At 40.7% G+C, this 21,501-nt stretch carries 19 protein-coding genes and 1 pseudogene; 14 read left to right on the top strand and 6 right to left on the bottom strand.

Annotation, left to right across the window (positions count from 1 at the left end; translation table 11 throughout):
• The 5 genes and pseudogenes from HMPREF0519_RS14180 to HMPREF0519_RS00260 all read left to right on the top strand — a co-directional run.
• Positions 1–212 (top strand): annotated as a pseudogene (locus HMPREF0519_RS14180) (hypothetical protein); the annotation flags it as partial.
• 272 nt (positions 213–484) lie between these two features.
• Complete coding sequence (locus tag HMPREF0519_RS14175) at positions 485–652, top strand: hypothetical protein (RefSeq protein WP_233419298.1); 168 nt, start codon at positions 485–487, stop codon at positions 650–652.
• Positions 653–2,115: 1,463 nt separating this feature from the next.
• Entirely contained in the window at positions 2,116–2,883 is a 768-nt protein-coding gene (locus HMPREF0519_RS00270) for an ABC transporter ATP-binding protein (RefSeq protein ID WP_003633648.1), read from the top strand.
• Positions 2,876–4,447: a hypothetical protein gene (locus HMPREF0519_RS00265; protein WP_003633646.1), complete on the top strand. Its 1,572-nt coding sequence runs from the start codon at positions 2,876–2,878 to the stop codon at positions 4,445–4,447. Before HMPREF0519_RS00270 ends, HMPREF0519_RS00265 begins: the two co-directional genes overlap by 8 nt.
• A gap of 584 nt (positions 4,448–5,031) precedes the next feature.
• Complete coding sequence (locus HMPREF0519_RS00260; RefSeq protein ID WP_150334614.1) at positions 5,032–5,298, top strand: hypothetical protein; 267 nt, start codon at positions 5,032–5,034, stop codon at positions 5,296–5,298.
• Positions 5,299–5,350: 52 nt separating this feature from the next.
• Here the strand turns inward: HMPREF0519_RS00260 and HMPREF0519_RS00255 are convergent, their stop codons facing one another.
• Positions 5,351–6,373 (bottom strand): zinc-binding alcohol dehydrogenase family protein, encoded by a 1,023-nt coding sequence (locus tag HMPREF0519_RS00255; RefSeq protein WP_003633640.1) that lies wholly within the window; start codon positions 6,371–6,373, stop codon positions 5,351–5,353.
• A 176-nt stretch (positions 6,374–6,549) separates the two neighbouring features.
• Between HMPREF0519_RS00255 and HMPREF0519_RS00250 the strand changes: the two genes are divergently transcribed.
• The 9 genes from HMPREF0519_RS00250 to HMPREF0519_RS00210 all read left to right on the top strand — a co-directional run bounded on the left by HMPREF0519_RS00250 (position 6,550) and on the right by HMPREF0519_RS00210 (position 16,271).
• Positions 6,550–6,915, top strand: a complete 366-nt coding sequence (locus HMPREF0519_RS00250) for a winged helix-turn-helix transcriptional regulator (protein ID WP_003556310.1) — start codon at positions 6,550–6,552, stop codon at positions 6,913–6,915.
• Between the two features lie 141 nt (positions 6,916–7,056).
• On the top strand, positions 7,057–7,308 hold the full coding sequence (locus HMPREF0519_RS00245; protein WP_040472582.1) for a fatty acid kinase subunit FakA-related protein: 252 nt from the start codon (positions 7,057–7,059) through the stop codon (positions 7,306–7,308).
• A 385-nt stretch (positions 7,309–7,693) separates the two neighbouring features.
• The gene (locus tag HMPREF0519_RS00240; protein WP_003633637.1) at positions 7,694–8,854 is read left to right on the top strand and encodes an RNA-guided endonuclease TnpB family protein; all 1,161 of its coding nucleotides are present in this window, start codon (positions 7,694–7,696) and stop codon (positions 8,852–8,854) included.
• Between the two features lie 224 nt (positions 8,855–9,078).
• On the top strand, positions 9,079–9,339 hold the full coding sequence (locus tag HMPREF0519_RS00235; protein ID WP_003550534.1) for a hypothetical protein: 261 nt from the start codon (positions 9,079–9,081) through the stop codon (positions 9,337–9,339).
• A gap of 448 nt (positions 9,340–9,787) precedes the next feature.
• Positions 9,788–11,101, top strand: a complete 1,314-nt coding sequence (locus tag HMPREF0519_RS00230; protein WP_003633635.1) for an MFS transporter — start codon at positions 9,788–9,790, stop codon at positions 11,099–11,101.
• A gap of 132 nt (positions 11,102–11,233) precedes the next feature.
• A complete protein-coding gene (locus HMPREF0519_RS00225; protein WP_003633633.1) occupies positions 11,234–11,806 on the top strand; it encodes a GNAT family N-acetyltransferase in 573 nt (190 codons plus the stop codon).
• 107 nt (positions 11,807–11,913) lie between these two features.
• Positions 11,914–13,506, top strand: a complete 1,593-nt coding sequence (locus HMPREF0519_RS00220; RefSeq protein WP_190870511.1) for a putative polysaccharide biosynthesis protein — start codon at positions 11,914–11,916, stop codon at positions 13,504–13,506.
• Between the two features lie 87 nt (positions 13,507–13,593).
• Complete coding sequence (locus tag HMPREF0519_RS00215; protein ID WP_003633630.1) at positions 13,594–14,199, top strand: hypothetical protein; 606 nt, start codon at positions 13,594–13,596, stop codon at positions 14,197–14,199.
• A gap of 191 nt (positions 14,200–14,390) precedes the next feature.
• The gene (locus HMPREF0519_RS00210; RefSeq protein ID WP_225429051.1) at positions 14,391–16,271 is read left to right on the top strand and encodes a S53 family peptidase; all 1,881 of its coding nucleotides are present in this window, start codon (positions 14,391–14,393) and stop codon (positions 16,269–16,271) included.
• Positions 16,272–16,401: 130 nt separating this feature from the next.
• Here HMPREF0519_RS00210 and trpA read toward each other — a convergent pair whose 3' ends face one another.
• Genes trpA through trpD form a run of 5 tightly spaced genes read right to left on the bottom strand, consistent with a single transcriptional unit; the run spans position 16,402 to position 20,798 of the window.
• Complete coding sequence (gene trpA, locus HMPREF0519_RS00205; protein WP_003550511.1) at positions 16,402–17,196, bottom strand: tryptophan synthase subunit alpha; 795 nt, start codon at positions 17,194–17,196, stop codon at positions 16,402–16,404.
• The gene (gene trpB / locus HMPREF0519_RS00200; RefSeq protein WP_003556283.1) at positions 17,189–18,409 is read right to left on the bottom strand and encodes a tryptophan synthase subunit beta; all 1,221 of its coding nucleotides are present in this window, start codon (positions 18,407–18,409) and stop codon (positions 17,189–17,191) included. The genes trpA and trpB overlap by 8 nt, the downstream gene beginning before the upstream one ends.
• Positions 18,406–18,993 carry a phosphoribosylanthranilate isomerase gene (locus HMPREF0519_RS00195; RefSeq protein WP_003633628.1) on the bottom strand — a complete coding sequence of 196 codons (588 nt, stop codon included), beginning with the start codon at positions 18,991–18,993 and terminating at the stop codon, positions 18,406–18,408. The genes trpB and HMPREF0519_RS00195 overlap by 4 nt, the downstream gene beginning before the upstream one ends.
• Positions 18,994–18,996: 3 nt before the next feature.
• Positions 18,997–19,776, bottom strand: coding sequence for an indole-3-glycerol phosphate synthase TrpC (gene trpC / locus HMPREF0519_RS00190; protein ID WP_003633627.1), 780 nt, complete (start codon positions 19,774–19,776; stop codon positions 18,997–18,999).
• Positions 19,773–20,798 (bottom strand): anthranilate phosphoribosyltransferase, encoded by a 1,026-nt coding sequence (gene trpD, locus HMPREF0519_RS00185; RefSeq protein WP_035462112.1) that lies wholly within the window; start codon positions 20,796–20,798, stop codon positions 19,773–19,775. Before trpD ends, trpC begins: the two co-directional genes overlap by 4 nt.
• Positions 20,799–21,501 lie beyond the last annotated feature (703 nt).

The following is a 21,501-nucleotide window of genomic DNA, read 5'->3' as shown; positions in this document are numbered from 1 at the left end:
GAATTCATAATTTAAAAAACTATCCTAACACTGTCTGGTTGGTTTCCAAGGCATTCGTGAAGCCTGTTAAAGGTAAAAACGAAGTGTATTACAAGTTATATTCGGCATACAACAAAAAGTTAAAGGGATTGCCTGGTACGGTTATTTCAAAAAAAGCATTATTAAGTTGCCGGTTCTCTTTAATAGCCAACAAGCCTATCTTAACGACCTAAATAGCAATAAAGCGCTAAAGTTAACTCGACTGGTTGCTAAGCTGTTTCCTAATTCCAAAATTAATCTAAATTTGTCTAAGAGCCTGTATGTTTCTTTACCCCAAAAGACTTATTTATTGAACGGATTTACAAGTACTAAAGCTATAGATTTGAATTTCTTTAATAGCGAGGGGAATTATACTTACTATGAACGTATGGCACCCTCTAAAGCCGTTAAACTGATTGACCAAAGGCTTACAGAGCTGGGGTACGATCAAGACAAGAGAAATAGCATGTCTAATTACGACATTGGCTTAGACATTGTCGGCTATGCGGACTCTTATGATGACCAAAGGGGCTTTAACTTAGCTAATCAGTACCGATATCCAGTTACCTTACCAGACTTTCGGGACATGCGAGATTATGGAGCGTGCTCAATTCAATTGGGAATTCCCAAATAAAGTAAATAATATGTATCCCTTCCTTATTCGGGAAGGGCTTTTTCATCTAGAAAATAGATTTTTTAACACTGTAAATATAATGAGTTTTATTACCGGATGGGCCTTGCTCAATCCCAAACAGAATATCGTTACCAGTCAATTGTGGTGCCTCGATTTCTACCGCTCCGGATAGATGCGAAAAGGTCATGACACGACGGGGTGTTTTTTTAATACAATATTGGAGTTAAGACATATTGTTCGATGGCTGTACTTTGATTATCCGGGCGACATCGACTGTTATGATAAAAATCAAAATAATCAAAAATGAGATTGTCGGCCAATAAGTGATCGTACAGAGTGAAACGTTTATGGGATGATGGAGATTGAAACCAATCTTTTGAACGAGCAGAAATAACGGTACCAACACCCCTGTACATTGATAAGACAATTGCATTATTTCTATTCTCTTAAATGATGACTCTTGGTAATTGAATAACAACCTATCATTAAAATAAATGAAAAGGATAAGATAGAACTAGCAACGGGGAAATAAAGGATTGACCATATATTTAGCTTAGCAGGTGATCGGACTAGTAAACTGATCTTATACAAAGCTAGATAAAGTATGCTATTAAATAGGGCTCCCCAAATAACTGTAACTATTCCGCAAATAAAGGCTTTATAAAAGACAGTTGCAACAAGTTGAGTCGTGTTTGTGCCTAAAATACGCAACTGATGATTTATTTGCTGTTCTTTATTTGTAACCATTAGCATCACAGAAAAAATGTTAGCAAGAACTATGATTAAGGGAGCGAATACATATACAATAAACGTAACCAGTGTTCCACTAGAATTTTGAACGCCATTGTTTCCTGGTATGCCAAGCGTCATAAAAAGGGTATTAGTCAATAGAATTGACGTAATAATAAAGGGTACTATCAACGAACCTAGATAATGTTTTTGGTATATAAGCATCCGTCCAGCAATTTTTGGACCGGTTACTTTATGACCGAAAGGCGTAATAAATAAAGCATGTATTAAGAATGGTAGAATTTCCTTGGCCGTTAATCCAAAAAGAATCATTAATAACAAAGCGATTGATAACAGGTTAGCAACGTAGAAACTGGCCGCGTGTAAAACTTGGCCTTTTGCTATTATCGCTTGAATACCTTACGTGATGGCACATGCCAAATAATGCAAACCAAGGTTATCGTTTTGCATTATTTGGTGTATAAGCTTGTTGACCTAAAGAATGGTTTCAACCATTTAACCATTGTAAATTCATTATTTATCCATAAAAAATTCATGTTTATTTCACAAAAATCGGTATAACCTAATACTTGATTAGTGGCTTGAATGGATGCTTTAAATGATGGCAATCTTGATTTATCAGTGTTTATCGCGGTTGTGTTTCAGTTTGCGATTTGTTACGATAGGCGTCCGGTGTATAATGAAACAAAATTCGGGATAGGGGCGTGTATAACATGATTGAATTTAACCATCTAAGAAAAGTGTATCCTTCAACTGAAGCATTAAGAGATCTTTCTTTGACCATTCCAAGCGGTAAGATTTTTGGCTTTCTAGGTCATAACGGTGCTGGTAAATCAACAGCATTAAAAAGTCTGGTCAGTATTATTGAACCAACGTCGGGGACAATTAACGTGGACGGCTATAATTTGGCCGAACATCGTTTATCTATTAAGAAAAAGATCGGGTATGTGCCTGACTCTCCGGATATGTTTCTCGAACTAACTGCTAATGATTACTGGGATTTAATCGCTTCTGCCTATGAGATTCCCAAGGAGACCCGGGAACAGCGTCAAACCGAACTGGCTCGGTTATTTGATATGGATTCACATGCAGATGAAGCGATTGGTGATTTCTCACATGGCATGCGACAAAAGACGATTGTGATTGGTGCACTCTTACCCGATCCTGATATTTGGGTGTTGGATGAACCAATGACGGGATTGGATCCCCAAGCAATTTATGATTTAAAAACGTTAATGCGTTCTCATGCTGCAAAGGGAAAAACCGTTGTATTTTCAACCCATGTGTTGGCAACTGCGCAAGAATTATGCGATGAATTGGCAATTTTACGTCATGGGCAGTTAATTTATAATGGTTCTGTTAATCAGCTTCTAAGTACTATGCCAAACGCGACTCTTGAAACGATCTACTTAAAGATGGCCGGGCGTCAAGGTGACAATGAAATGATCAATCAACTCGAGGGGGAGGACAAACATGATTAATCGGCAATTAATGCAACTGATTAAAATCAATATTCTGTATGTTAATCCTCAACAAACTCGAAAGCAGCGTGAAAACGGCAAGACGGGTGCGGCACTGTATCGATCACTCATTTATCAATATCTTCTCTTGGGCGCGCTGTTCGCGTTTATATATGGGGCATTACTGCTCACAACGAATTTGGTCAAGGATATTGGCGAATTTACCAATATTGTCGGTTTGTTTACGATTATTGGGTTATCTCAAAGTGTGACGACGATTGATAACGTCTTTTTTGAAAGTAAGGACCTAAAAGATTATTTGCCGTTACCATTGAGTCAATGGGCAGTTTTTGCTGCCAAATTTTCGGTAGTCGGCTTAACCATTTTGCCAACCGCATTGCCTGTGTGGATGATGTTTGTGATTGCAGGCATTCAAACGGGACGATTCATTGGCATCGGATTTACAGTCGGGACATTATTATTTATTCTCTACTACATATTTTTATTTCTATTTTGTTCAATCGCAATTTTTAGTTTTGCTCAAACGGGGATTTATCGACACCATCAAAAATTAATGACATTCCTGATGACGGGTATCACAATGGTTGCAATGGCTGTTGCAGTATTTGTGATGAATATGGCAAACAACGATAATTCCACAAGTCTTAAGGCTATTCCGGGGTTTGCGCAATTACATCAGATCGTTGTTGATCCGACTAGTCTGGTCAGCCTTGTAACGGTTGCCGTCCTTTTGATATCAGTATTTGTCATGGGTGTCCTATTACAGAAGTGGTTACTGCCAAAGGTTATGAGCGGTGCAAATGCCCAAACGAGAACCGTAAAACGCAAACATCGACAAGGTCAGGGGATGGCACGCCAATTTATCCGTTATAATCTTGGCTTGCTTGGAAATCCAACGTTGTTAACCCAGTCCATATCGATCACAATATTCCCGGTAGTGATTTACAGCATTGCCATGTTTGTTCAAAATGGCTTTTCATTGGCGAACCTTACCGCTAAATACGCTGGTGTGATGTTTGTGGCTGGGATTATGGTAGCTATTATTACGGTTAATCAGGGTTCTCTTTCAAGTGTGATGATTTCACTGGATCGACAAAACTTGGCGTTCATTAAGTCATTGCCAATTGATTTCAAAGGCTATCTTTGGTTAAAATTCAAATTGATTGTGATTGTTCAATCCTTGGTTTTGATTTGTTTGGCCATTGGGTTTGGTTTTTTTGCAAAATTGCTGTGGCTCAATGTGCTGACGCTTTGCCTGGGGGTTGTCCTCGGCAATATTTTAAGCAGTATGTACAACTACACTCGTGACTGGCGACTGCTTGACCTAACGTGGACAAATGCGACTCAGCTGTTTAATCGGGGTGGTGGTAATATGCTGATTGGATTTGTTATTCTGGGAACCATGATTGTTGGCGCGATGGTGGTCGGACTCTATGCAGCGATGCTTAACGCATTTCCACCAGTCATTATCAACGTGAGTGCAATGATGATTGTTATCATTGCAACGACTTATGTGGTTTGGCATTACATGGATTACTGGAAAAAGGCGGATTTGACGCTGTAAAGGGTTCAAATAATCTTTTATTAATCAATTTACGTAAAGTTGACTATTTTATAAATAATTGAAAGGAGATTTTTTGAGAAGGTCTACAAAGGATTATACAAGGCGTCTGTTTTGGCAAGTCAATTGGCGGTTTGGTATTATGGGGCTCGTGCTCTACTGGTGATTTAAAGATAAGTCAGGCTGGCATCGGCAGAATGGCGTTAAAAGACTTTTTGGCTGGACTTTCTTTGTTTTTTTCATATTGCTTTTTGGCGTGCCACTCTTATTTATTTCGGTAGCGAAGCTGGTTTTATACATTGTTTTATTGGCAGTGTGCAGTGTTGGCTATGGACAATGGGCGCAACATTATTTTGACCATAAAGTGAAGACCGATCAGAAAGAAATTTTTGGAAGTGAAAAGCATTTTTAATAAAAAACAATTACTGTTGATAGCTGGGATAACGATGATAACGATGATAACAGTCGCGTTTTGAGTACAGGCCAATGCCCAAGATGGTCCCAAAGTTGTTCAATCACATACAATGCCATCGTCATTTATCGGTTCTTGGCATTTCTACGATCAAGATCATCATCAGTTTGAAAATATGAAAATAACAGCAAATTCAGTTCAGCAGGGGGAACACAAAGTTTTCGGTAAGAACCTGATCATGCAGAGAATCAAGTTAGAGGACCATTATCAATATTCGTTCTTCGATAAACGGGTTAAAGATGGCTGCTTTGGCCTTTACCATCCTGCGAGAGTTCTGGTAAATGGACATTATTATCGGTCAATTTTACTAGATAGGCAGATGGCATATTTACCGTTTAAGACCAAGCGCCATGTGGTTATTCCAAAAGTATATCGATACTAGAATCAAAAAAGCGCCTTTCCGGTTAGCGATTCTACCGGAAAAGCGTTTTTTGTTACGATTCGTTAGAAATCGCAATTTTGCCGATCATATGGTTTGTCTCGACTTCTTGGTGAGCCCGTTTTAAGTTATCAACATTAATGGGGGTTAACGTTTTGGTGACCGTTGAATGGATCACACCGTTATCCAACAGTGTTGCAACCCGATCAAGAATCTGGTGTTGTGTCACCATATCGTCGGTGTGATAGTAGGACTTCGAATACATCCATTCCCAGTGAAACGATGCACACTTTTTTGTTAGTTTTTGCAAATCAATACCGTGTTTATTTTCGGTAATTGCGCCAACTTTACCGCTAGGCTTGATAAGTTCAGCAATTTCATCCCAGTGACCATCAAGATCATTTAAATTTAAAATATAGTCCACATAATGAAAACCAAGTTTGCGAACTTCGGAAACTAAATTGTGGTGATGATTTACGGTCTTATCTGCACCGTTCTTTTTAACCCAGTTAATTGTTTCAGGACGAGATGCACTCGCAATGACTCTGAGTCCTGCCATATGTGCGAGTTGGGTTGCAATTGAGCCGACACCGCCGGAACCGTTGATAATTAAAATTGTTTTATCAGCATTCTTGTCTGGTTGATCAGGATTGATTTGCAAACGCTCAAAGAGTACTTCCCACGCAGTCAGGCTTGTTAACGGCATGCCGCCGATTTGGGCTGCTGTGAGTTTCTTTGGCGCATGGCCGACAAGTCGCTCATCAACCAATTGGTACTCGCTATCTGATCCTGATCGAATAAATGACCCAGCGTAGAATACCTTATCACCAATGTTGAAAATTGATACATCGCTGCCAACCTCAACGACTTGACCATAGGCGTCCCAGCCAATCACTTTTGGCTTTTTCAAAGTATGATGCCCATTGCCCCGTACCTGTACATCGACCGGATTAACCGAAGTTGATATAATCTGAACTAATAAATCACGCCCCTTAGGTGATGGTCTGTCTAATTCGAACGTTTCCAGACTTTTTGGATCCGAGATTGGTAAAGGTTTGGTGAATCCAATAGCTTTCATATAAATGACTCCTCTCTTGTTAGTTTTAGTGTAGAACGATTCAGAATCGAAACAAGAGGTGAATTTTTTTGGACTATGTTACAAATTTTTCCAGAGTAAGCGTTTCTGATTGAAACGATTACTCTCGGGAATTAACATGAAAGTGACGATATCTAATCGTTCAGGGAGGAATTAAATTGAAGAGAAAGATTTATGATTGCCAAGAAGGTTGTCCCGTTGAAAGTACCTTGCAGATTATTGCCGGAAAATGGAAAAGCGTGATTGTTTATCATTTACTGGATGGTACGAAACGCTTTAGTGATTTACAAAAATTAATGTCTACTTGTTCCAGAAGAATGCTTGCTTTACAGTTAAAGGAATTATTGGCAGACGGTGTAATTTCAAAGGAGGTTTATCCAACGGTTCCCGTTAAAACGACGTATTCGTTAACCGAATTTGGACGGACATTGAAGCCGGTTGTTTCAGCGATGGAGCAATGGGGAATGATGTATAATCAACTAAAAAGTAGTGAAGTCAAGAATACACAGATATCAGAATCGTAGATGCATGACAGGAGTCGGCTGAACAGTCGATTTCTTTTTATTTTGTCACGTTTATTCGTATGCTAGTTGGGCTAATACAGCTATAATGTATTAAATAACAACTTGAAAATAGTTTTTAATGCAACTATGGAGGGAAAAATAATGATTGAATATAAATATGACGTCCAATATCTAATCGATGGTCATGATCTGGATGAAGACGCAATCGATGCTTATATTAAAGGCCATTTCGAGGGTGACAGCTTAATTGCAGTTGGTGATGACACACTGATTAAAATTCATTTTCACACTAACAAACCATGGGAAATCTTGGAGTACTGTGCTTCATTGGGTGAAATCTTTGATATTGTGGTTGAAGATATGGATCGCCAGGCTCGAGGACTGAAGGGCTGATCGAGGAGAAGGGAACTATTTTATGAATCTATGTATACAGTAGCACTCTTAACATGCTATAATATTTATCGTAAAAAGTACAAGCAGATTAACATATAACCAAAATTTGTTGCATAACTCGAATTACCATAACACATAGGGATAGCAGGCTTTAACCAGACACGCTGAGAAATTTTTAAACGTTTGGTTGACGAAATTGCCGATGAACCCGGTTTTGGAAGTGATTATATGAGGCTGGTCAAGATGATTAGGTTCAACTGCTAGTGAGCGTGCTTAAGCAGCATGACTGTCATCAGTGTCCAAGAGTTATCAACAATTGATTGGCAACCAAAGGAACGTCGCTGGTGATCAGTACCAGAAGAAATAATAGAGAGGAGGCATCACCATGACCACCGTGGTTAAAGGGGTTAAGCTGCGCCTATATCCTAACCAAGCACAAATCGATCAATTATGGCAACTATTTGGCAATGATCGGTTTGTTTGGAATCAGATGTTAGCCATGGCTAATAAACGTTATGAAAACAACCCGAAAAGTCATTTTATTGGTGAATACGATATGAATTATCTGCTTAAACCGCTTAAGCAAGAATACCCATTCCTCAAATCCAGTGATTCCACCAGCTTATTTGTGGTTAACCGTAACCTCGCGCTTGCTTTTAAGAACTTATTTCAACATCAAGGTGGTCATCCGCGGTTCAAGTCACGCCATAGCGCCAAACAAGCCTATACCGGGCAATCAATCTGCGTCGTGGAGGCTAAGCGGCGTTTAAGACTGACCAAGCTTGGGAGTATTCGGACCAGTAAGACCAACCAATTAACCGACGCCAAAATTAAGCGGTACACGGTGAGTCATGATGCAACGGGGCACTACTATCTTTCCCTGCAGGTCGAAACCGAAGTTCACGACTTGCCGAAGACTCACCAAAGGGTGGGCTTGGATATGGGGATTACCAATTTAGCAATTGACTCTAACGGGGTTAAGTACGGGACCTTCAAGGCTAAGTGGTTCGAAAAGCAAGCGACGTGTTGGCAATCAAAGTTTAGCCGGCGCAAGCGTCAGGCCACCGTTGCGATGCGCCAATGGAATCATCACCATAAATTATCCAAGCTGGAGCTTAACGACTACCAAAATTGGCAACGGGCTAAAATGACCAAAGCGCGTTATCAAGCCAAAATCGCCAACCAGCGCAAGGACTATCTCCATAAACTGACGACGGACTTAGTTAGAAACTATGATGTGATTGTGATTGAGGATTTGAAAACCAAAAATCTGATGCACAATCACCACTTGGCCAAGTCAATCGCTAACGCCAGTTGGTATCAATTCCGGACCATGCTTGAATACAAGTGTGAATGGTACGGTAAGCAATTAGTGGTGGTGAGCGCCAAAAACACTTCCCGAATCTGTTCAGCGTGCGGTCACAATGACGGCGCTAAAACGTTAGATATTCGGAAGTGGACGTGTTCTGAATGCCGGACTCATCACGACAGAGATATTAATGCGGCAGTTAATATCCTTAATTGCGGACTAAAAGCTATTGGCTAGGAACTAGCCGTGGTAAAAGAACGGAGTTCTGTAAGTTAGGTTTTCGGCATACCGATGTAACAGCCTAAATACTACTTCGTGTTCCCAAAAGCTTGGTCATTCATGACCGAGTAGTTCACCTCAACTAAATCGATAATAGCTGGTATCATGTAACTAAATATATCTGAATCGTTCATTATGGATGTATTTTCTCAAAAAAAACGATAGATTGCGGAGGGATTTTTATGAAAATTTCAGTTCAAGGCAATTTGCAGACAAAACCGCTGGTGGGAAGCTATGCGGAAGTTGAGAAAAGAATCATTGCGGATTTAGACAAGTTACAGGTTAAGGATGGTAAAAAACCACTTTCCAAGATTTCAGAGGAAGTGGTGATTGAACCTTACCGTGATGGCTCATATCCATATCATGCAATGTTATCCGAAGCAGCCAAGATATTCGATCTATCTCCGGAAATTCAGAAGTATGCGACGATGAGTACCGACTAATAAACGTTTTTCAGTAGATCATGCGATAGTTAGTCATGATAAGTGACGTTATAACATTAGAATATCATTAAAAGGGTTAACATCTGATTATATAGGTGTTAACCCTTAATTTCGGAAATTTCATTTACTTTTAATTTTTCTTCTGATAAGATAAAACCAATTTATGAAAAGGGGATCACATGAAATGAAAAACACTAACTCATCTTTAAACTTAAATAGCCTAATTTCTCGCATTGTGATTATTATTAATACTGCGGGCTAATTAGAGTGCCCGCAAGCAAATGCGGGCAGGGTTGGTGCATTTCGCCAAGAACTGTCAATACAGTTCTTGGCGTTTTTTATTTCAGGAAAGGAGGTGGTTTATGAAAATGGTTGAAAATGTTGGCTGGTAATGAGTGATTGTATTGTCTTTCACAATACGTAATAATAGAGGAGAGTGAATAGTTTTATGGAAGATACGCCTACGACAGCAGTTGATTCCACACAAGAATCGACTGTCACTTTGCAAAGAGATCCTGTAAAAACAGTTATTTTAGCTTCAATGATCGGAACTGCAATTGAATTTTTTGATTTTTATGCTTATGGTACCGCAGCAGCTACATATTTCCCGAAAGTGACCCCAGCAATTGCCCTTATTTTGAGCCTTCTAACATTTGGTGTTGCCTTTATTGCAAGACCCTTAGGTTCACTAGTATTTGGTCACTTTGGTGATAAAATGGGAAGAAAGAAAACCTTGGTTGTGTCACTATTGACAATGGGTACCGCAACCGTTGTGATTGGATTGTTACCAAGTTATGCAACATTGGGCATCCTATCAGTCTTATTACTTTGCCTGGCTCGCTTCATTCAAGGAATTGGGCTTGGTGGTGAATGGTCCGGTGCCGTTTTAGTTGCGACTGAAAACGCACCAGCTAATAAGCGTGCCCTTTATGGAGCCTTTCCTGAATTAGGTGCCCCAATTGGTTTCTTCTTAAGTAACGGACTTTACTTTGTTCTTGAGTCCACCTTGAGGCCGGCACAAATGCAAGCCTTTGGTTGGCGCATTCCGTTTCTTGCATCAGCTGTCCTGGTTATTGTTGGATTGGTTGTTCGTGAAAAGATGCAGGAAACACCACTATTCCGTTTGGCAATGGATAAGTCCAAGGTTCAAAAGTCCCCATTGGCTCAAGTCTTTAAACATAATTGGGCTGAAATCCTTAAGGGAACTTTCATTATGGGTGTTGCCTATACCTTCTTCTACCTGTTGACAACTTGGTCATTAAGTTACGTCACAACCGCAATGAGCTTTAATAACCGTGAGTGGTTGTTGCTGCTAATGCTTGGCGTTGTTTTGTTCGGTGTTATGATTGTTGTGGCCTCATTGTTTGCCGATCGAATTGGTCGAAAAAAGGTTTTGGTCACAGGAACTGTGATGATTATTGCCTTTGCATTGATCTTCCCATTCTTTTTCCAGGGACAACATAACCTTGCTGGCGGTTTGTTCTTCATCTTTGTTGGTTTCTTTATTTATGGTATTATCTATGGACCGGTTGGTGCATTATTGCCAGAATTATTCCCAACCAGTACCCGTTATTCCGGTTCCGGAATTGCCTACAACCTGGCAGCTATCATTGGTGCCGCGTTTGCGCCAACAATTGCAGCGTTCCTTGTTGATAAATGGGGAATCCATTCTGTTGGTTTCTATTTGGCATTGATGGCTTGTGTTTCATTAATTGCTTTATTGACAACCAAGGAAACGAAATCAATTGATTATACAAAATAACAACGTGTGATCGTATAATATAGAAAGAAAAATCCGATTTGGCACTTTGCCAAGTCGGGTTTTTGTGTTCAAAATATAGGTTATAATAGAAGTTAAGTGTCAACGACCATTATTTTTGAAAGGAATTAAACCATGTTTGTCTTTAATCATTTTAATGTTGACGATCATCGTATCAGTTTGCTGTTGCCGGAAAAGGATCAGGCACATGCCCTTTTCCAGGTTGTTGAAGCGGATCGCGATGAATTAAGAAAGTGGATGCCATGGACTGATGACACCAAGTCTGAGCGCGCAGAAGCTAAATTCATCAAATATATACAGGGACGGATGGTTGAAGGAAAAGTATTTATGTTAACCATTGCTATGGATGGTGTACCGGTTGGCATGATCGATTTTCATAATATCGATCACGCTGATCGACACGCCGAAGTGGGATACTGGCTTTCCAGTAGGGTTCAGGGAAGAGGCATTATGACACGTTCGCTGAAGCTTATGATTGATCATGGGTTCAAGTCGATGGGATTACATAAGATCTTGATTCAGGTGGATTCGGGAAATCATAAGAGTGATGCTATTCCCAAAAGGCTTGGCTTTTCTAAAGAAGCGGTATTTAAAGAGCAGATTTATTTCCACGGTGAATACCGGGATTTTGTAGAATTTGGGCTGATTAATCACGTAAACAGTGATGATTCAAAAATAGGGAAGTAAACCTTGAAAAGTATTCCAAAATTAGGTGTCTGTAACCCGTTAAAATACGGTACAATATCCTTTTAGACATTTAACTAGAAAGTGTGTTTTCTTTGAATAAAAAAATTATGTCCGGCTCATTCTGGCTATCATTTGGGAGTATTTTTTCACGAGTTCTCGGCGTGATTTACTTAATCCCTTGGCTGGCAATGATGGGAAGTGCCGCACATCAAAATGCAGCGCAAGCGCTGTTTAATACTTCATACACACCATATGCCCTGTTCATCTCCCTTGGAACGGCTGGCTTTCCTTCTGCAATTGCACGACGGGTTGCCTATTATAATGGTGAAAATAAATTTTTGAATTCTAAACGGTTGGCTAAAGTTGGCTTCGGATTAATGTTGGTTTCTGGTGTGGTTTGCGGTATTTTATTGTACATACTGGCACCACTTTTATCAGCAAACAGTCCTGTTGTATCACCACAAATTTCGACAACAGCAATTCGTTTTCTGGTTCCTGCGATTGTTATTTTGCCTTCTATGAGTGCCGTTCGTGGCTGGTTTCAAGGGAATCAGGATTTAAAACCATATGGCGTGTCCCAATTATGGGAACAATTTATCAGAGTGGTCTTTATGTTGGCCGCCACCTATGTTGTAATTTTTATTTTTCACAAGTCATTTATCCACGCTGTCTATTTAAGTGTTATGGCGGCACTGGTTGGGGCATTAGCCAGTTATCTATATTTGGCGCTCTATTATAAGAAACAAAATGCTGATTATATAGAAAGAGCAAAGCAAAGTAAGCCTTACGATCTACAAGGACTTGGCCGGACTTTTAAAATGATCGCTTATGAGTCGATCCCGTTTGTCGTCGTTGGCTCAGGCATTTCATTGACACAACTGGTTGATCAACTGGTTTTCAAGCAGGTCATGGAAAACGTCTTACATAAGACGGCGTTATACACGCAGAACATTTTTACCATGTTTTCTGCCAACCCGACTAAAATTACGACGGTTGTTGTTTCATTGGCGTTGGCGGTTGCTGAGACAACGCTGCCGATCTTGGCAAGTAGTCGGGCAGCCGGTAAAAAGGATATTGGTGATTTGGTTCTTCAAAATTTAAATATGTTGATTTTTACGTTGGTACCGATTGTGACGATTTTAAGTGCCCTGTCTTTTGAAATTAATGGTGTTTTCTTCCCATTCAGCTTTTTAGGCGGTAAGTACCTATTTTGGAATATCATTCAAAGCTTAATCCTTGGATTGGCAATTAATAGTTTGACGTTGCTTCAGGCACTGCATTACAGTAAAAAAGCGATGTTTTACATGATTGGCGGTCTTATTGTGAAGCTGGTGCTACAAATACCGCTTGTTACCTGGCTTCAAGGATTTGGTGCCATTCTGGCGACTGCCATTTCGTTTGGATTGGTCTGCGTCTTAAGTATCAGAGAGGTCCGAAAGGAATTTAACGTGAAATTATCTAGGTTGACACTCAACGTGATCGTGAACGCCTGCTTCGCAATTGTTGTTGGATTGGCAGCGACAGGGATGAATCGGGTCTATTTACCGTTAACCAAGATTTCTGCATTTATTTACGCCGCTATTTTTGGACTGGTGGCTCTGTTAATATACTTGGCATTGGCAAACGCAACCGGACTATCCAAGCGTGTGTTTGAAAAAAAGATTGGGTATCGTTATTTTAGATACAAGCATTTTGAATAAAGTATAGAAGCGTTCATTGAAGAGCTTGATCTCAATATTTTTCTTGATAATTGATTAAATTAACATTTTAAAAGTAGGGGGGATTTGATGATATATTCTTCAGTCGTTTCTTTATTAATCATCATATATTTCGTTAAAGATCAGTTTGAGTTTTCTAAAGTAACCAAGACGAGGCTGTTATTTTTACCTATTTTCTGTTTATATCAATTTTTTTCTAAACTGAATATTAATAGTGTTCATGATATTGTCATGTTGATCGTTATTCTTATTTTCTCAATTGTCGTAGGATTTTATCAAAGTGTTAATTTTAAAATCAAAGAGCTATCAACGTCTAAATATTTTTTTATTGATGATAATGGTAAAGAAGTTAACATCTATCAAAAGGCTTTATATGCCAGGGGTGGAAGATCATATCTAATTGGCTGGCTTTTAGTGTTTTTGTTTACACTATTGTTAAATAGTAAGTTCAATAACGATTTGAACTTTTTCAGATTCACTCATGAATTGGTCGATGAGATGATGAAAGACTTATCCATCTTTATGCGAATAAAGGATAAAAGCAGTGGTTGGAAATCTTGGGGGATTTTGGGTATCACTAATATTGCTTATTTGTTTTTTATCAGACATAAGTCAATTAAGATGAATCAGTTTTTCAAGCCGGACGCTATGGAGACTACAGGTCCTCAAAAATAGTTAAGTGTAATTGAAGTTGATTTTGGGGAGAAAAAGATCAAAAAATGAAGTGGGCTACCAACAAAAAATTGTTAGGCAGCCTTTTTTGAAGCATTAATAATAAGGATGACTTAGTTAAACTGTTATAATACACTATGTATTTGAAGTCATTTATCACCATGTTAAAAGCTTTTAGAAAGACGGGGGATTCTATGAGGGGAAAGCAGATTTTAATTGGTGCTTTAAGTGCCTTGTTGGTTTTGACCACCAGCGGGACTGCCGGTGCTAAGGGAAAGACTAAGAAATCAGATAATCATGTCATGACAGCCAGTGTTGTTTTTAAGCCAACCAGCGAAACGAACTTAACAAATGACGTTTATGATACGGTGGATCCTTCATCAACGTCCTATCATCAATATTTAACGCCAAGTCAGTTTGCAGAAAAATTCGGGCAATCAACCGCCTATGTCAATTCAGTCAAAACGTATCTGAATAAGTACCATTTGACAACGTCAACGTTTGCAGGAAACCTGGCTATCAAAGTTAAAGGGCATAGGTCTGATTTGAATAAAGCGTTTAAGGCAAGGTATGTCAAAGGAAAACCGTCACGGACAACGTATCACCTGCCTGGTAAATTGTCGAAAAATGTGGTTGCGGTCATCGGCCTATATGCCAAAAGGGCAGATGGCAAATTTGCGTCGAAAAAAAGTGCCAAGATCAGCAACGCCGCTGTTCCAACAAGTGGTGAAAAGCCTCAGACCGATATATCCGGCAATCAATTTTCAAAGCAATATGGTGCTGCCAAGTTTGCTGATCATTATCAACTGAGTTCTCTTTACGACAAGGGGTTAACTGGACAAAATCAGCGAATTGGAATTGTGTCCTATGGTGATTTTCGCAAAAGTGATCTACAAACATATTGGCGACAGGCCGGTGTTGCCGATCATTTAAACCAAATTCATAAGATTTACACAATTGATAACGCTAAAACGGTCACCAAGGATATGAATCATTCTTTGTCGGAAGCTCAAATTGAAGCAACTTTGGATGTCCAATCCGCAAGTGCGATCGCTCCCGATGCTGATATTGACTTCTATATCGGGAGTTCGGCCAATCAGGCGACCAATGATTCAGCCGTTTATTTTACGACGTTTGCACAAGCAATTTCTGACAATCAAGATCAACAGATTTCAACGAGCTTCGCACCGACCGTTGAACTACCCGGACAATGGGATGATCATAGTTCAACGTTGCGTCAATATAATCATGCATTTAATTTACTGCTTGAACAGGCAGCTGCTCAAGGGATTACGGTTTTTAGGGCCAGCGGGGACAATGGGCCTCGGGACATGCCCGGCAAAGTTGAAAATCATTCGGTCACGACTTCTCCTTATCAGGTTATTGTCGGCGGAACAACTTTACCTTATCAAAAGATCATCAATCATCGGGTTGTCAGTGTCAAACAGGAACGAGCCTGGGGTGATACCTATTCAGCCGTTCCAAGTAAGAATCAGCCCGCCAATTTTCCCGGTGGCGGTGGCGGATTTTCCGCTTTAAACCCAACACCAAGGTACCAGCAGGGCTTCTCGGGTATTAATACATTTAGAGCCATTGAACTTTTAAAATATAAAAAGGGTGGGTACCTTATTAATAAACACCCACGTGTCATTTATGGGACCGGACATTCAAGAAACCTACCGGATGTTTCAAGCAATGCGGACATTCAAACCGGCTATGCAACTTATCTTTCGGGTCCAAAAGTAATAAGTAATTCAAAGAAAAAGATCAAAACAGCGCAAACCAAGATCTGGATGATTGGTGGCGGGACTAGTTACGCTGCGCCACAGGTGGCTGCAGCTAACGCTGTCATGGGTAGCGGCCTTCAAACCAGAATCGGGTTTTGGAACCCACAAATTTACAAGTTTGCGGCCCAGCAGGATACACCATTTAATGTATTAGATGATGCCGATCAAAATAACAATCTATACTACACGGGACAGCCGGGTAAACTGTATAATCAGGCAACCGGTCTGGGAACCATTAATTATGAAAAACTATATGGACGTTTTCAGGACGAAAAGACGACTGATTAATTTAATCGGAATTTTGGCTTTCAATTAAATAAAAAGTTGAAACAACGATAAAAATGAAATAGGCACCGTTTCACTTAACCTATCCAAAGGACCGGAAAGTGAAGCGATGCCTATTTTTTTGATAAAGCTGTTATTTAACCGGAACCTGTTTTTTAGAATCGACTGCTTCTCGAATCTGCTTTGTAAACTTCTCAATAGCAGTCGGTGCGTTTTGCTTTTCCTTAGCAACAATATCAACAATGGCACTGCCAATAATGACACCATCAGCGATTCCTGCCATTGCTTGAGCCTGTTCAGGCGTATGAACACCAAAACCGATAGCGGTTGGGACGTCGGTATACTTTTTGATTTCAGTCACCAAGTCCTTTAAGCCGTTAAAGAATTCGTTTCGCTCACCGGTAATGCCCATTGAGGAAACCACGTAGATAAATCCTGAAGCACTTTTGGCGATCTTTTCAATTCGGTGGCCGGAGGTTGGTGTGATCAATGGAATAATATCGACACCGTATTTTTCGGCAATTGGGACAATTTCATCACGACTTTCATATGGTAGATCCGGAATAACCAAACCGGAAACGTTTAAATCTGCACAACGTTTCAAAAAGGCCTCATAGCCGTATTTGAAAACGATGTTTAAGTAAGTTAAGAATACCATTGGGACATTGGTTTCTTTTCGGGCGGCTTCAACAATTTCAAAAACGGTCTTGGTTCGAACCTTGGCGTCAAATGCTCTTAAGTCTGCCGCCTGAATAACGGGACCATCCGCTACCGGATCGGAAAAGGGGATGCCTAATTCAACGATGTCAGCACCACCATTGGCAAGTGCAACCACATTTTTAACGGTGGTTGCAAAATCCGGATCATCGGCAACGACGAACGGAATAAAAGCTTTGTGATTTTTAAAAACGTCTGATAAATTACTCATCAATGTCCACTCCTTTGTATTTGGCAATACTTGCGACATCCTTATCACCACGTCCGGAAAGGGTGCAGACAATGATTTGATCTTTGGACATCTTTGGTGCAATTTTTTCAACGTACGCTACCGCATGGCAACTTTCAATTGCGGCAACAATACCTTCCTGTTTAGCAATGTATTCAAATGCCTGAACGGCTTCATCATCGGTAATGCCAACGTACTGTGCGCGGCCTTCCTGTGCGAGGGCGGCATGTTCCGGCCCAACGCCCGGGTAATCAAGGCCGGCAGAAATGGAATAAACCGGATCGATTTGACCGTCATCATTTTGCATGAATAATGATTTCATACCGTGGAAAATACCAACGGTGCCCCGTTCAATGGTTGCGGCGGTTCTGTCAGTATCAACTCCTTTACCTGCGGCCTCAACGCCAACCAATTTAACGGAAGGGTCGTCGATGTAATCCGCAAAACTACCGATTGCATTACTGCCGCCACCCACACAGGCAACTACCATGTCAGGTAATTGACCTTCTTTTGCTTGAAGTTGTTGCTTGGACTCTTTTGAAATGACACTTTGGAAGTGCTTAACGATTGCTGGGAATGGTGCAGGGCCAACGGCTGATCCCATCACATAGAAGGTATCTTCGCTTCGACTGGCCCACTCTTGAAGGGTTGCGTTAACGGCATCTTTTAGAACCATTGATCCGCTTGTTACCGGATGAACCTTTGCGCCAAGTAATTCCATTCGATAGACGTTCAGCTTTTGACGATCAGTATCTTCTTTACCCATGAAGATTTCACAATCCATCCCCATCAATGCTGCGATCGTTGCGGTTGCGACACCATGTTGGCCGGCACCCGTTTCCGCAATCAATCGCTTTTTGCCTAAGTGTTTGGCAAGTAATGCCTGACCGATCACATTATTGATCTTGTGAGCGCCGGTATGGTTTAAATCTTCACGTTTCAGGTAGATTTTGGCACCACCGAGGTCTTCGGTCATATTCTTGGCATAGTAGAGTAGGGATGGACGGTTGGCGTAATTTACCAATAAATCATTTAATTCGGTTTTAAATGCCGGATCATCTTTTAAATCATTAAAAACTTTAGTTACTTTTTCAAGTTCGGTCATTAATGTTTCCGGAATATATTGACCGCCGTAGTCTTTTCCATAGCGACCGGCACGTTTCTTTTGTTGTTTTTCTTCATTTAATGTTTTCATAGTAAGACTTCCTCTTTCGCGTTTTTAATGAATTGAATGATTTTATCGGCATCTTTATGACCATCGGATTCAACACCGCTGGATACGTCGACAATATCGGGCTGAACAAGTTGAACAGCTTGTCTGACATTTTGTGGGGTTAAACCGCCGGCTAGAATGAGTGGTCGATTGATATGCGGGATGGCTTTTAAATCAAGTAGTTGACCACTGCCCTTTCCGCTGTCAACCATCAGGTAATCAGCTGTTGAAGCTAAGTCGATTGATTGGCGTTCAAAAACCTGAATGACCTTTAGGCCGGCACGTTGCAGTCGGGTAATGTCACCCGGCGTGCTTTTTCCATGGAGTTGAGCGATATCAATGACGCCGGCTTTATAAATGGCAAGGATTTCATCCATGGACTCATTAACGAAAACGCCAACGGTCTTGATTTTGGGATTTAACAACTTTTTTAAAGTTAATGCCCTTGCAAGCGATACTTGATGACGGCTGGGAGCGAAGACAAAGCCGGCAAAATCAGCTTCAGCTGCGTCTACTGCCAAAATGTCGTCGGGCTTCATGAGCCCACAGATTTTAACCTGTACCATATTTTAAGCCTCCTTAAATGCCTCAATTAATTGTTTCTTTTTATTGGATCTCATTAACGTTTCACCCATGAGAATGGCGTTAAAGCCGGCTCCTGCCAGTTTTTTAACATCCTCTTGGGTCTTGATGCCGCTCTCTGCGACAACGGGAATGCCCTCAGGCACCATGGCCCTTAGTTTTAAACTATTGTTAAAATCAACTTTAAAGTCCTTAAGATTTCGGTTGTTAATGCCGATAATCTTTGCATCGGATCTTAATGCCCGAGTCACTTCGTCAGCGGTATAGGCTTCAACGATTGCCTGCATGCCGAGGCTTTCGGCCAATCGGCGATAGTCACGTAATTGCTGATCGTCAAGGATGGCGACGATTAAAAGGATAATAGAAGCGCCGTTTGCCTTTGCTTCATAGATCATGTAAGGATCAATCGTGAAGTCCTTGCGAAGAACAGGCGCCGAAACGGTTTGGCTGATTTCTCTTAAATAATGGAGATGGCCATTGAAGTAATCCGGCTCGGTTAATACTGAAATTGCATCGGCTCCAGCCTGATCGTATGATTTGGCGATTTCCAAGTAGGGAAAATTCGAAACGATCGTCCCCTTTGATGGTGAAGCTTTTTTGACCTCCGAGATAACGTGTAAACCGGGTTGTTCTAATATAGTAAGGAAATCCGGTTTAGGATTGGCCGGCATCTTGGCAACAGCTTGTTTTAAATCAGTGAATGACTGCTGTCGTTGATGGCGGGCCAATCGGGTTTTGGTAACAGCTACCAGATCGTCCAGGATCATGCCACCACGTCCTTACGCTTGTTGGAAAAAGCCAGCAGTCGATTGAGTTCTTCAAGGGCCTTACCATCATCAATGGTTTTTGCAGCCAGATCAATGCCTTCTTGAATGGATAGTTCCGGATGAGCCAAGTGAAGGGCCGAACCAGCATTCAGTAAAACGATGTCTCGCTGTGGCCCTTTTTTGCCGGCCAAAATGTTACGGGTGATTTGGCCGTTATCTTCAGGAGTACCACCGACAAGATCGGCACGTTGACTGCGTTTCAAACCGAATTGTTCCGGGGTTAACGTGTATTTAGTCAAGTGCCCGTCTCGTAATTCAACCACTGCGGTTTCATCGGCGGTTGTCATTTCATCGAGACCGTCGCGACCGTGAATAACCATGGCGTCTTTGACACCGAGCTTTTTCAATACATTGGCCAATGGTTCGAGTAGGGACTCGTCATAAACACCAAGCAGTTGACGGGTTGGATGAGCCGGATTTGCCAGTGGTCCGAGGATGTTGAAGATAGTTCGGAAGCCAAGCTGCTTTCTAACTGGGGCAACGTACTTCATTGATTTGTGATATTCTTGTGCAAACAGGAAGGCTAAGTTATTTTCCTGTAGGCTTTCGTAACTGACAGCTGGTGTTTCGTTGATATCCAGTCCCAAAGCTTCAAGGACATCAGCAGCACCACTCTTGGATGAAGCTGCGCGATTGCCATGTTTGGCAACTTTGGTGCCCGTTGCAGCAACGACAATGGCGCTGGTCGTTGAAATGTTGAAGGTGTTGGAATGATCACCACCAGTTCCGACAATTTCCAGAACGTCCTTTGTTTCGGGAAAGGCAAGCGCGTGGCTTCTCATGGAAGCAGCAGCACCGGCAATTTCATCAATCGTTGGGTTTTTGGCAGTTAAAGCGGTCAATAAGCTGGCTGTTTGAACTTCGGATGCTTCACCGTTCATGATTTCGTCTAATACGGCTTGGCTTTCTTCAAATGTTAGGTTTTCGTGGTTAACGACTTTTTCAATGGCTTGTTTAATCATCATAAATTCCTCCAAATTGTGTTTTGACCTTAGATAGTTGTTTGTTTTAAGTGACTGAAAGTTATTATGAAAATTGCCATCGTTTAATCTCGTTTGTTTGACTCATGTCCAAGACCTCCGTTTATACAAAAAATCCGTCCATAACTTTGATAAGTTAAGGACGGATTATTCCGCGGTGCCACCTTAGTTCAATTAACCGGGTCTTCTACAAATAATATAACTTGATTTGTATGAAATTCCCAATTAATCACTCTTAGCGAGGGACCAACATCCCTCCGACAACTGACGTATGCCTTCACGTTTCTCCGTACTCGAACTCTTTCGGGAGAACCCTCAGTGGTCCATTTAATCATCTGCGTTCGATTGCACTCTCAGCACCGGCAACTCTCTTTACGTGCACAATGACCTTGATCTCCACTTCATTGGTTTTTCTCATGGACGAATTATTAATTGTTGCTTTGTATATTAGAGGCTTTTCATAAAAATGTCAATGATTTTAATGATCTTTTTTTGGTTATGATCTTAAATGTGTGTTAAAAGTAGAGAAAAACACCATGACTTTTTAAAATTGACTTGAATTGATTCAATACGTATCAAGGGATTTAGTGACTTTAATATCTGAATGAGCAATTGGATTTGAAACGCAAATTTTTTTTGGAATAATAGTTATCAGATGATTAATTTTTGCCGATTCTTAGAAAAG

This window comes from Lentilactobacillus hilgardii DSM 20176 = ATCC 8290, from assembly GCF_000159315.1.
Lineage (GTDB): Bacteria > Bacillota > Bacilli > Lactobacillales > Lactobacillaceae > Lentilactobacillus > Lentilactobacillus hilgardii.
The sequence above is the reverse complement of the archived record's forward strand: the minus strand, read 5'-3'. Positions and strand labels throughout refer to the sequence as shown.